General features: G+C 69.0%; 12 protein-coding genes. 7 read left to right on the plus strand and 5 right to left on the minus strand.

The window, feature by feature from the left end:
* Positions 1-92 precede the first annotated feature (92 nt).
* From ACZK5N_RS10015 to ACZK5N_RS10045, 7 genes are all read left to right on the plus strand, one after another.
* Complete coding sequence (locus ACZK5N_RS10015; RefSeq protein ID WP_463624854.1) at positions 93-1,523, plus strand: helix-turn-helix domain-containing protein; 1,431 nt, start codon at positions 93-95, stop codon at positions 1,521-1,523.
* Between the two features lie 186 nt (positions 1,524-1,709).
* Positions 1,710-2,735 carry a LacI family DNA-binding transcriptional regulator gene (locus tag ACZK5N_RS10020; protein ID WP_463624855.1) on the plus strand — a complete coding sequence of 342 codons (1,026 nt, stop codon included), beginning with the start codon at positions 1,710-1,712 and terminating at the stop codon, positions 2,733-2,735.
* Complete coding sequence (locus ACZK5N_RS10025) at positions 2,732-3,721, plus strand: ABC transporter permease (RefSeq protein WP_463624856.1); 990 nt, start codon at positions 2,732-2,734, stop codon at positions 3,719-3,721. Before ACZK5N_RS10020 ends, ACZK5N_RS10025 begins: the two co-directional genes overlap by 4 nt.
* 5 nt (positions 3,722-3,726) lie before the next feature.
* Positions 3,727-4,668 (plus strand): carbohydrate ABC transporter permease, encoded by a 942-nt coding sequence (locus ACZK5N_RS10030; protein ID WP_463624857.1) that lies wholly within the window; start codon positions 3,727-3,729, stop codon positions 4,666-4,668.
* Between the two features lie 24 nt (positions 4,669-4,692).
* Positions 4,693-6,288, plus strand: coding sequence for an extracellular solute-binding protein (locus ACZK5N_RS10035; protein ID WP_463624858.1), 1,596 nt, complete (start codon positions 4,693-4,695; stop codon positions 6,286-6,288).
* A 33-nt stretch (positions 6,289-6,321) separates the two neighbouring features.
* A complete protein-coding gene (locus ACZK5N_RS10040) occupies positions 6,322-7,692 on the plus strand; it encodes a glycoside hydrolase family 32 protein (RefSeq protein WP_463624859.1) in 1,371 nt (456 codons plus the stop codon).
* Positions 7,693-7,837: 145 nt separating this feature from the next.
* Positions 7,838-8,332, plus strand: a complete 495-nt coding sequence (locus ACZK5N_RS10045; protein WP_463624860.1) for a bifunctional nuclease family protein — start codon at positions 7,838-7,840, stop codon at positions 8,330-8,332.
* A gap of 60 nt (positions 8,333-8,392) precedes the next feature.
* Here ACZK5N_RS10045 and ACZK5N_RS10050 read toward each other — a convergent pair whose 3' ends face one another.
* Genes ACZK5N_RS10050 through ACZK5N_RS10070 form a run of 5 tightly spaced genes read right to left on the minus strand, consistent with a single transcriptional unit; the run spans position 8,393 to position 12,444 of the window.
* Entirely contained in the window at positions 8,393-8,953 is a 561-nt protein-coding gene (locus ACZK5N_RS10050) for a hypothetical protein (RefSeq protein ID WP_463624861.1), read from the minus strand.
* Entirely contained in the window at positions 8,950-10,233 is a 1,284-nt protein-coding gene (locus ACZK5N_RS10055) for a DUF58 domain-containing protein (protein WP_463624862.1), read from the minus strand. Before ACZK5N_RS10055 ends, ACZK5N_RS10050 begins: the two co-directional genes overlap by 4 nt.
* Positions 10,233-11,207 (minus strand): AAA family ATPase, encoded by a 975-nt coding sequence (locus ACZK5N_RS10060; protein WP_463624863.1) that lies wholly within the window; start codon positions 11,205-11,207, stop codon positions 10,233-10,235. Before ACZK5N_RS10060 ends, ACZK5N_RS10055 begins: the two co-directional genes overlap by 1 nt.
* A complete protein-coding gene (locus ACZK5N_RS10065; RefSeq protein WP_463624864.1) occupies positions 11,204-11,683 on the minus strand; it encodes a hypothetical protein in 480 nt (159 codons plus the stop codon). Before ACZK5N_RS10065 ends, ACZK5N_RS10060 begins: the two co-directional genes overlap by 4 nt.
* Before the next feature lie 32 nt (positions 11,684-11,715).
* On the minus strand, positions 11,716-12,444 hold the full coding sequence (locus tag ACZK5N_RS10070; RefSeq protein ID WP_463624865.1) for a DUF4129 domain-containing protein: 729 nt from the start codon (positions 12,442-12,444) through the stop codon (positions 11,716-11,718).
* Positions 12,445-12,449: the final 5 nt, after the last annotated feature.

A 12,449-nucleotide genomic window follows, 5' to 3' on the forward strand; every position in this document is an offset into this window, starting at 1 on the left:
GAGCTCTTGGTTTCACCATACGGAAGGGGGAGGGCGGTTCGGGTGATCAGAATGCTGTGAACTTCGAGCATTCTTCACGTATCGTGAACTCCATGGCAGATCTCTCCACACTCGGGCACCGCATCCGGCATTTCCGCACCAAGGCAGGTCTGACTCTGGAAGAACTGGGAGAGATCACAGGAACCGCCCCCAGCCAGCTGTCCATGATCGAGAACGGGCACCGCGAACCCCGGCTCTCCCTCCTGGAAGCACTGGCCAGCGCACTGCATGTGACAACCTCGCAGCTCCTCGCCGCTGAACCGCCATCCCCGCGGGCCGCGCTGGAGATCGAACTCGAGAAGGCGCAGGCCTCACCCGCCTACAGGGAACTCGGGCTTCCCGTGCTACGCCCAAGCCGTGCCATGTCCGACGCGACGCTCAAGACGATCGTGGGCCTGCACCGCGAGCTCGATCGGCGCGCCCGGATGGCGATCTCAACTCCGGAGGAGGCGCGGCGGGCCAACACCCAGCACCGCAGCGCCATGCGGGAGCGGAACAACTACCTGCCGGAGATCGAGGTGATCGCTGAGCAGGCCACCAAGGCCGTGCGGCACGCCTCAGGTGCGCTGACCCACCGCACCGTCGCAGAGATGGCCAGGCGGGTGGGGCTGACCATCGTGCACACCGACGACCTCCCCCACTCAGCGCGCGCGGTGGTCGATCGGGAACACGGCCGCATCTACATCCCCCCGGCATCCATCCCCGGCGGCCACGGTCTGCGGTCGCTCGCGTTGCAGGCCGTGGCCAACACCGTGCTCGGGCACCAGGAGCCCGTGGACTACGCCGACTTCCTGCGGCAGCGCTTGGAGGCCAGCTATTTCGCCGCGGCCTGCCTGATGCCGCGTTCCGCATCCGTGGACTTCCTGGAGCGCGCGAAACGGGACCGCAACATCGCCATCGAGGACTTCCGCGACACCTTCGGCGTCACGCACGAGGGCGCGGCGCTCCGGTTCACCAACCTCGCCACCCAGTACCTGGGGATCACGCTGCACTACCTGCGCGTCGAAGGCGACGGCAGCGTGGTGGGTGCGTACGAGAACGACGGTCTGCCGCTGCCCCAGGACGCGACCGGCTCCACCGAGGGCGAGGTGGTGTGTCGGCACTGGAGCGCACGCCAGGCGTTCTCCCGGACGACTCGCACCAGCGAGCACTACCAGTACACGGATACGCCCGCCGGCACATTCTTCGAGTCGACCCAGACCGGAACGGGAACCACCTCGGAGTTCTCGATCACACTGGGAGTCCCTTACGCCGAGTCGAAGTGGTTCCGGGGGCGGGAATCACAGACGCGCGCGGTGTCGACGTGCCCCGACGCGCGGTGCTGCCGCCGGCCGGAGGACGGGCTCAATGAGCGGTGGAAGGGTCAGGGATGGGCGTCGCCCAGAGTGCGGACCCACCTCTTCGCTCCGCTCCCCCAGGGGACGTATCCGGGCGTGGATGACCGCGAACTGTACGAGTTCCTCGACGCGCACGCACAGGACTGAGTGGTACGGGGCGCCGGGCCGCCGGGCCGTATGGTGGGCACGTCTAGTCGAGCGCTTTGGGAGTTCCCGTTTCAGCCTCACGAGCCTCCGAGCACAGGGGAACTGATTTTCACGAGCGGGGGTGTTGACACGGGCCCGGTTCCCGTCTAACCTTCACGTTATACGCATAACTCCGAGAGGTGTTCGATGGAGAACCAGCCCACCATGAACGACGTCGCCGCAGCCGCCGGCGTGTCGCAGGCCACGGTGTCCATGGTGCTCAACGGGGCCCAGACCGGGCGCGTCTCCGCCGCCACCACCCAACGGGTACTCGACGCCGCCAGGCAGCTCGGCTTCCGGACCAACGTCCACGCCAAGGTCCTGCGCGAGGGCAAGTCCCGGATGATCGGCCTCATCGGCGACGAGGTGGCCACCACCCCGTTCGCCGGCGAGATGATCCTCGGCGCCCAGCAGGAGGCCTGGCGCCAGGGGTACGTGTTGCTCACCGTCGACACCACGGGCGACCCGCGCCTGGAAAAGGCGGCCATCTCGACCATGCAGTCCTACCGCGTAGCCGGCGTCATCTACGCGGCGATGTACCACCGGCAGGTGGACGTCCCCACGGCCCTCGCCAACACCCCCACGGTCTGCGTCAACTCGCAGGATCTCACCGGCTCGGTCACCAGCATCTTCCCCGACGAGGTGGCCGGTGGCCGCGCGGCCGCCGACGTCCTCCTCAACGCGGGACACCGTCGCATCGCCATGATCAACATCTCCGAGGAGGGTTCCACCCTCCCAGCAGCGTCGGGCCGCCTCCAGGGATTCACCGAGGCCCTTCAGGAAGCGGGCATCACCCCCAACCCCCGACACCTGCGTTTCGGCCACGGCAGCTACGAAGAGGGCCTCACGTACGGCGCGGAGCTCCTGCGCCAGGGAGACCGCCCCACGGCCATCTTCTGCGGAAACGACCGCACGGCTCTGGGCGCTTACCACGCCGCCCAGCAACTCGGCCTCTCCATCCCCGACGACGTCAGCATCGTCGGCTTCGACAACCAGTCACTGTTGACCCCGATGTTCTCCCCGCGCCTCACGACGTTCCAGCTCCCGCTCGTGGAGATGGGGCGCCTCGCGGTCGCCGAGGTACTGAGCCGCAGCTCAGCGCCGAGGCGGCTCGCCGTCGAGTGTTCTCTCCAGTCCCGCGACTCCGTCGCGTTCGCAAAGGTCCCCGCATGACTACCACCCTCGCCGCACCCGCCCAGATCCAGCCCCCGGGCCAATCCAGCAAAGCCGCTGCGTCCCCACCGCCGCGAAGGCGCGTCTCGCGCCGCACGGCGATTCTTCGCTCGTGGCAGTTATACGTATTACTCGCGCCTGGCCTCGTTTACCTGATCATCTTCAAGTACTGGCCCATGTACGGCGCCCAGATCGCGTTCCGCAACTACAACCCGGCCTCGGGATTCACGGGGAGCCCCTGGGTGGGCCTCATGCATTTCGAGCGATTCATCAACTCGTTCCAGTTCGAGGAACTCCTGGTCAACACCCTGACCATCAACACCGTCGGCCTGCTCGTCGCCTTCCCGGTGCCGATCGTCCTGGCGCTGATCGTCAATCAGCTCTCCTCGGCGCGGTTCAAGAAGATGGTGCAGACAGTGCTGTACGCGCCGTCGTTCATCTCCGTGGTTGTGGTCGTGGGCATGATCTTCCTGCTCTTCAGCCCGGGCGCAGGCATCGTCAACAACGTCATCGAACTCTCCGGCGGAGATCCCGTCTTCTTCATGGGCGACCCGGACTGGTTCCGGCCCCTGTACATCGGCTCGGATGTCTGGCAGAACGCAGGCTTCTCGATGATCATCTACCTCGCGGCGCTGACGGCCATCGACCCCTCGCTGCATGAGGCCGCAAAGATGGACGGCGCCAACAAGTTCCGCCGGATCTGGCACATCGACATCCCCGGCATCCTGCCAGTGGTGACGATCCTCTTCGTCCTGGCCATCGGCAACATCTTCAACCTCGGGTTCGAGAAGGTCTACCTCATGCAGACCCCGCTCAACCTCGAGACCTCCGAGATCATCAACACCTACGTGTACAAGGCGGGCCTCCAGCAGGCGCAGTTCAGCTACTCGGCCGCCATCGGGCTGTTCAACTCGGTCCTCAACCTCATCCTTCTCGTGACGTTCAACTTCGTCGCCAAGAAGGCCAACCAATCCTCTCTCTGGTGAGCCCCATGACCACGACCACTGCACCCCTGCCCCCGGCGTCGTCCCTGGCGAAGCCCCGCGACGGCGTCGCCACCCGCATGGCCGACCCCCTGTTCAACATCCTCAGCGTCAGCATCCTCGTGATCGCCGTCGTGCTGATCATCTACCCGCTCTACTTCATCCTGATCGCCTCGGTCAGCGACCCCAACCTCATCGCCCAGGGCAAGGTGTGGCTACTGCCCAGCGGCTTCACCCTCGAGGGCTACCAGACCCTGTTCGCCAACGATGCGATGCTGCGCGGCTTCGGCAACTCGCTGCTCTACACGGCCGTCGGCACCCTGGTCAGCGTCTCGATCACCCTGACGACGGGCTACGCCCTCTCACGCCGCGACATGCCGGGCCGCAGCCTCTTCATGATCCTGTTCATCATCACGATGTTCTTCGACGGCGGCCTCATCGCCCGCTACCTCGTGGTCCGCGACCTCGGCCTGCTCGACACCATGTGGGCGGTCATCCTGCCAGGCGCGGTCGGGGTCTGGAACCTCATCATCGCGCGTACCTTCTTCGAGACCAACGTGCCGCCGGAGCTACGGGAGGCGGCGCAGATCGACGGCGCCAACGACTTCCGGTTCTTCTTCCGGATCGCCCTCCCCCTCACCAAACCGCTCATCGCACTGATGGCCATGACGCACATCGTGGCGTACTGGAACTCCTACTTCGACGCGATGATCTACCTCAACGACGAGGCGATGTACCCGCTGCAGCTGGTGCTGCGCAACGTGCTCGTCGAGTCGCAGGCATCAGCCTCGCTGGACACCGGATCCATCGACTCCTACGCCGCCGCACAGCGCCTGGGCGAACTGATCAAGTACGGAATGATCGTCGTCTCCACGGTGCCGCTGCTCATCATCTTCCCCTTCCTTCAGAAGTACTTCGTGAAGGGCGCCACCCTCGGCGCCCTCAAGTGACCCCACCCCCGAAAGGACACATCAATGATGATCAAACGACGCAGCATCCTCGCCGGGATCGCGGCACTGGCCGCCTCAGGCCTGGTCGCCGCCTGCTCCAACGGATCCGACGCCGGGTCCCTGCCCGCCGACGGGTCCGACGCCTTCGGCTTCAACAGCGAGGGCCTCCCCATCACCGACAAGGCCCTCCCCCTCGTCTTCTCCGGCACCAAGTCCGCGCTGGCGCCCGACTACGAGACCATGGCGCTCGTCCAGCGGTGGAAGAGCGACACCAACATCGACATCGCGTGGAACAACCTCCCGGACAACGTCTACGCCGAGAAGAAGAACCTCATGCTGGCCTCCGGCGACCTACCCGACGCGCTGTTCAACACCGGCCTGACCGACAGCGACGTGGTGACCAACGGCTCCAACGGCACCCTCATCCCGCTCGAGGACCTCATCGACGCCCACGCCCCGATCCTCAAGGGCATCCTCGATGCCCGCCCGGACATCCGCGGCGCCATCACCGCCTCCGACGGCCACATCTACACCCTGCCCGCCGTCGAGGAGCTGGGCATCCTCGCCTACCCGAACTTCCTCTTCGTCAACAAGACGTGGCTCGACGAGGCGGGCCTGCCAGTGCCCACCACCATCGACGAGTACGAGGCCGCCCTGCGGGCGTTCAAGGCCCGCGGCGCCGGTGTCGTCCCGCTGTCGTTCCGCGTCGACTCGTTCTGCGCCAACGTCGCCGACCTCATCGCGGCCATCGGTGGCCTGCCGGACAACAACGACCACCGCATCGTCCAGGACGACAAGGTGATCTTCACCGCCGCCCGCGAGGAGTGGCGCACCGCCGTGAAGCGTCTCGGCGAGTGGTATCAGGAGGGCCTCATCGACCCCGAAAGCTTCTCTCAGGACGACTCCACGTACCTGGCCAAGGGCAAGGCCGACCCGATGAGCCTCGGCTCGTTCATCTGGTGGGAGATGAAGGAGGCCGTCGGCGAGGACCGCGTGGCTGACTACGCCCACATCGGCGTCCTCAAGGGCTTCGACGGCGCGCAGCGCGCGTCCGTGTCCAACTACGCCGAGATCAACCGCGGCGCCTTCGCCATCACCAGCGCCAACAAGTACCCGGCCGCCACCATGCGCTGGGTGGACCGACTGTACGACCCCGTCATGTCCGCCGAAACCCGCTGGGGCCCGATCGGCGTCACGATGGAGAAGAACGCCGACGGCATCCTCGTCCAGATCCCGGCCAAGGAGGGCGAGTCCGAGGGCGAGCGCCGCCAGCAGGTGGCCCCGATGGGCCCCTGCATCACCACGCGCGAGCACTTCGAGACGGTCGTGGCCCCCGAGCCGCGCGCCAAGGAACGCCAGGACATGTGCCAGGAGTTCTACGAGCCCCACCGCGCCAACGACGCCTACCCGCCGGTCATGCTGAGCAACGAGGAGCTCCAGCAGATCGCCGATGCCCAGACCGAGATCAACACCTACGTGGGCCGGCAGTTCGCGACGTTCATCGTCGAGGGCAACATCGACGCCAAGTGGGACGGTTACGTCGCGCAACTCGAGTCCATGGGCCTGTCCAAGGTGGTGGAGGTCTACCAGGCCGCCTACGACCGCTACAAGAGCGCCTGATCGTTCACCCACTCCGACGAGGTTCTTCTTCTGATGCTGCACACCCCCCACTACCGTCCCGCAATCCACTTCACGCCGCGGTCCACCTGGATGAACGACCCCAACGGCCTCATCCGCCACAAGGGCCTCTACCACCTGTTCTTCCAGAACAACCCGGACGGCCGCACGTGGGGCAACATCGGCTGGGGGCACGCGGTGTCGTCGGACCTCCTGGAGTGGGAGGAGCTGCCCATGGCCATCCCCGCCACCGCGGAGGAGATGGCGTTCTCGGGGTCCGTCGTCTGGGACCGGGACAACACGTCCGGTCTGGGCGACGGGCCCGAGGGCCCGCTGGTGGCACTGTTCACCAGCTCCTACACCGCCGGTCACCCTCAACGGGCGGGGCTGCAGGCACAGTCACTGGCCTACAGCCTCGACGACGGGCTCACCTGGAGCCGGTATCCGGGAAACCCGGTGCTGGACCGGGGCTCGAAGGAGTTCCGCGACCCCAAGGTGTCGTGGCACGCGCCCACCGGCCGCTGGGTGATGGTGACGGTGGAGGCGGTGGACCGGCAGGTGCTGATCTTCTCCTCCTCCAACCTCATCGACTGGGTCCAGGAGAGCAGCGTCGGTCCCTTCGGGGAGCCGGGACTGCTGTGGGAGTGCCCTGACCTGATCGAGGTGGACATCGAGGGGTGCGGGGTGTCGCGGTGGGTGCTGCTGCTCAGCACCAATCCCGGCGGCTTCGCGGGCGGATCCGGCATGCAGTACCTCGTCGGGGACTTCGACGGCGGCGTCTTCACGCCCGACGCGCGCGGGCTGCGCTGGTTCGACCACGGCCCCGACATGTACGCCGCCGTCTCCTTCCAGGGCGCCGACGAGCCCACCGTGCTGGGCTGGATGAGCAACTGGACCTACGCCAACGACACCCCGACGCGTCCCTGGCAGTCGGCGATGACCCTGCCGCACACGCTCACGCTGACGCCGGCCGAGGGTGGCCCGGTGCTGCGGCACACGCCCGTGTACCCCGTCGTGATGCCTGAGGGAACGCACCGGGTGGAATTCGAGTTCCTGGGCGCCGGTGAGGTCGTCCTGGAGACCGGCGACGACGACGCGATCAGCCGGTTCGTGTTGCGGCGCCTGCCGGACGGTGACCTGGTGGTCGACCGGAGCGCGGCCGACCCGCACGGCGTGCACGCGGGGATCAGCGTGACGCCACCCATCCCGCTCCCGGACGGTCGGGTTGCGGGTGTGCTGATCGAGGACCACGGGCTGATCGAGGTGTTCCTCGACGGCGGGAGGGTCGCGGTGACCACGCAGACGTTCCCCCACGTCGGCCCGGTACGGGTGAGGGCGTCCGGGCTGGCACAGACATGGACGCCCGACATCGTCGAGGCAGCAGGTGCCCCCCTCGCTGTCCGGTAGATGTGACGGCGAGTACGCCACCACATCTACCACTGCGGTTCGGCGCTGAGCGCGGCGGATCGCTGCCCAGCGCACAGGCTCGGCCTACGATGGAAGAGACGCGACGCCCGGCTCCCAGCCGGGACCCGCTGGGAGGTGGAGCGAGATGATCCCCGTCCGAATCGCAGGGCTTGCCCTGGACACGAGGTCGCTGCCGGTGGTGATCCTCAAGCCCATCGACGAGGAGGCCGGCCAAGGGCGGATGCTCCCCATCTGGATCGGGGGCCTGGAGGCCGCTGCGATCTTCGCCGGCGCCGAGGGCACCCCACCCCCGCGCCCCATGACCCTGGATCTGATGCGCGCCATCATCGAGGTGCTCGACGCCGAGGTGGAGCGCATCGCCGTGACCAGAATCCAGGACGGCACGTTCTACGCCGAGATCACGCTCAACACAGCCAGCGGCCAGCGGGTGCTCGACGCCCGCCCGTCGGACGCGATCGGGCTGGCGCTGCGGACCGGCTCGGTGATCTGGGTCGCGGAGGCGGTGCTCGGCGAGGCTGGGATCGCGGACGAGCGGGAGGAAGCGGTGGACGAGGAGGCTGAGGTCGCGGCGTTCAGCGAGTTTCTCGCCAACGTCGACCCGGAAGACTTCCAGGGCTGAGCAGGACGGCCGCCGGCGCCCGGTCGACGAGGTGTCCCCGGACGCCTGGCGGGGCCTCACTCAGTCCGGGTCAGTGCCGAGAGCCACGACGAGGGCCACCACCGTGCCGGCCACTGCCAGCGCTCCCGCGACCACCCACCAGGGGCCGAGAAGGCCGTCGGGCAATGCGGCCACCGCCGTGACCAGCGCCCCCGCCGCGACACTCGCGCCCACGAACACCACCGCTCCTCGCGCCATGCGACCAGCGGCACGGGGCGTGATCGTCGCGTACGACGGCGCGGCCGCAGCGAACGCCGTGGTCAGGTGAAAGACCGCCACCACCGCCGCGATCACGAGCCACTGCCACCACGACGCGCCCGCTCCCCCGGCCAACCACGACAGCGCGACGACGGCGACGAGCCCCAGCGACGCCGCGGAGTCCGGCCGCGCCACGGACGCGAACGCCAGCAGCACCGTCGTCACCAGGAGCGCCGTCGAGACCACCACCGGGAACCACAGCGCGCACAGGACTGCCGCGCCGAGCCCCGAGGAGAGGACGATCATCCGCAGCACCCACTGCTGGCCGCTGGTGATCCGCAGTGCGTAGATCCACCCCGCGACGAGTTCGGCGAGGTCCCTCATCGGCCGAGCACCCGCCTCGGGGCGGAACGGGCCGCCTCCATCGAGAGGAGCACGCTCGCGAGGCTGCTGGTTCCCCGCCACGGCGTGACAGGGATGCCGATGGTCCGCAGCCGCTCGATGGCGTCGTCGCGCTCCATCCGCCGGATCATCCACGCCTCGCCCAGGAACGTGTCGCGCCGGAACGACGCGATGTCCTCGAATCGCCCGATGCCCTCCGGCAGAGTGTCCACCCCGATCACCTCGGCGCCCAGCCGGCGCAGGCGCACCAGCTCGTCCTGCGACTCCCGCTCCAGCAGCGGTGAGCAGAAGAACACCAGCATCCCGCTCGTCACCGTGCCCACCGGCCGCAGCATGTCCCAGTCCGGCACGCTGCGATTCGCCCGCGACAACTGGTTGAGCACCACCCGCGCCTGACGCGGCCCGGTCCCGGAGCGGACGTGACCGATCCGTCGGCCCAGGTCATGGATGGCCACTCGATCACCGAAGCCGACGTAATGCCGGGAGATCGCCGCGATCGCCCGCACCGTCGCGTCGAGGCTGGTGGGTTCCGCGGGAGCGGCGGGGACCACGTCGAGGAGGGTGTCGGCGACGATGAGCACATCGGTGTCGCGCTCGGTGAGCGTCGAGTTCACGTGCACCTTCCCCAGCCGCGACGTCACGCGCCAGTTGATCCGCCGCAGCCTGTCGCCGGGGCGGAACTCGCGCACGTCCGCCAGGTCGCTGCCGTCGCCACGGTGCCGCGAGCGGTGCATCCCGACGATGCCGATCGGGTGCGCCACCCCGCTCCCACCCTCCAGCGTCGACGACGCGGGCCGGACCGTGACCTGGGCCCTGGGCAACGCCGTCGAGGCGCGCCAACTTCCGCTGAGATCGGTCACGGCGACGACCCCTGGGCCCACGTCGTAGCGGCCCCAGCGCTCAGGCTGCACCGCGACCCGCACGCCCTCAGGCACCGCAGCATCCAGCGCAGTGCCCGAGTCGGGCTCCAGCGCGATCCCCGGCCGCACGGGCCACTGCACCGCCACGAGCGCCGACGGCCATGCCCCGACCGCCCGCGCCACCAGCGGCACCGACTCCCCCTCCGGAATCACCACCGCCCTGGGCCGCACCTCCAGCTCAGGCTCGGCCCGCCGCCGGCCCCACCATCCCCACGCCAGGTGCACGACGAACGGCGCCATCAGGACCACGACGTCGGCCCGCTGGGCGACGATCGCGAGCACCCCCGACACCGCCGCGGCCGCGAGGGACCGCAGCAAGGCCGGGGTGTGCGAGACGCGCATCAGAGGGTCTCCGCGTCGGGCACCGGCACAAGGTCCAGGACAGCCCGGACGATGGACTCGGGCGCCACGTTGTTCAGCCACAGCTCGGGGCGGATGACGATCCGGTGCCCGAGCGCGGGCACGGCGAGGCGCTTGATGTCCTCGGGGATGACGAAGTCGCGGCCCTCGATCAGCGCCAGCGCCCGCGAGCACAGCAACAGCGCCAGCGATCCACGGGGAGACGCCCCCACCAGCGTGTCCTGGTGCTCACGCGTGGCGCGCACCAGGTCGATGGCGTAGCGACCCACGGACTCGGCCACGTGGACGTTCTCGACGCAGTCCTGAACGGCGAGCAGGCCTGCCGGATCGAGGACCGGCGCGACGACGACCTCCTCGCGTCTGCGCTCCATCCGCCGCCCCAGCACATCCCACTCCTCGTCGAGCGACGGATACCCGAAAGCCAGCCGCAGCAGGAACCGGTCCAGCTGCGCCTCGGGCAGCGGGTAGGTGCCCTCGTGCTCGATCGGGTTGGCGGTGGCCAGCACGTGGAAGGGTCGCGGCAGGACGAAGGTGTGCCCCTCGACGGTGACCTGCCGCTCCTGCATCGCCTCCAGCAGCGCGGACTGCGTCTTGGGCGGGGTGCGGTTGATCTCGTCCGCCAGGAGCAGGCCCGTGAAGATCGGGCCCGGGCGGAAGCTGAACTCGGCCTTGTTCTGGTCGAAGATGTAGGAGCCGGTGAGGTCGGCGGGCAGCAGGTCGGGGGTGAACTGGGCGCGGGTGAACTCGAGCCCGAGCGCCTGGGCCAGGGACCGGGCCGCCAGCGTCTTGCCGAGCCCGGGAAGGTCCTCGAGCAGCACGTGTCCGCCGGCGAGGACGCCGGCGAGGACCAGGGTCATCTGGTCGCGCTTTCCCACCAGGGCGGTGTCGACGGCGTCGAGGACCTGCTGCACGAGCGCGGCGGCCTGCGCCTGGGTGAGCGCGGTGGGGGTGCTCATAGCGAATCGATCTCCTTGAGGTGGGCGTGCAGGGTCTTGCGGTTGAGGACCTGCGGATGCTCTGCCTCGGCGCTGCGCAGGTAGGCCAGCAGCGCGGGCGAGAGGTGGGAGCCGGCGTCCCCGAGGGGGTCGGTGTGCGGTGATGGCCTGGTGATGCGGCCGGAGGTGACGAGCCGCCTGACGGTGAGCTCGGCCAGTTGGCGGGCGACGCGGCGGGAGTCGAATCCGCGGCCGGGCTGCGCGTGGGCGAGAACCGACGCGAGGCGGCGGGTGCGGATGTCGGCCTGGAAGTGCGGCGAGCGGGTGTGCCAGGAGGGTTGCTGCCATTCGGGTGGTTCGGGCGCCGGCCGCGCGTGGGTCAGTGCCCATGAGGCGGCCGCGGCCACGGCACCGGCCAGGAGCGCGAGGGTGGGGTCGACGCGGAGGTTGGCCAGGTCGTCGAGGAGGATCACGAGGGCCGCGGCGGCGACGCCCACAGCCAGTCTCGCGATCAGGCTTCGCCCGGGCGTCACGGCCTGCCCCGTCCGCTGAGTTGCTCGCTGAGGGCCTCGAGGGCTGCGATGGCACGGTCGCGGTCGGCGTCGGTCAGCTCGTGCGTGGAGAACATCGCCTGCCGGTAGAGCTCGGCGAGCGCCTCGAGGGCGGGGGCGTCGACGGCGGCGTGGCTGAGCACGTCGACGGTGAACTCCCGCGACGTCTGGGACGGCCGGCGGATGATGCCGGAGGAGACGGCCACGCGCTCGAGGCGCCGCCAGCACTCGATGACGGCGCCGTCGACGGCGAGACCCCGCCTGAGCTCCTCAGCTGCCTCCTCCAAGGTCTCGGCCAGCTCCTCGTCGTCGATCTCGGGGATGTCGGCCTCATTGCCGGTGGGTTCAGCCGCGTGCCGGCGCTCGGTGCGGATGAGCTCGCCGGAGAGGCGGTGGAGGAAGGCCGCGATGAGCGCGAGGATGGCGGCGGCGGCGAGGATCCGGACCACGTCGTCGGCCCAGTCCGGCAGGACGAGCGGCTCCTGGTCCGGCATCGGGAACAGCGGAGACTGTGACGGCAGGATGTCCATGGTCGGCAAGGGAAGCGCGGGCTCGAGCGTCGCGGTGGGGGTGGGTCTGGGGAGCACCTCGACGAGCGGGGGTCGCGGGCTGTTGGCGCCCAGGGCCACGAGGAGGAGGACCACGATCGCGACGGCCAGCGCGAGGGGGAGGGTTCCGCCTCCCCGCGGCGGCATCGGTGCGCTCACAAGGC

This window comes from Tessaracoccus pujii, assembly GCF_055326215.1.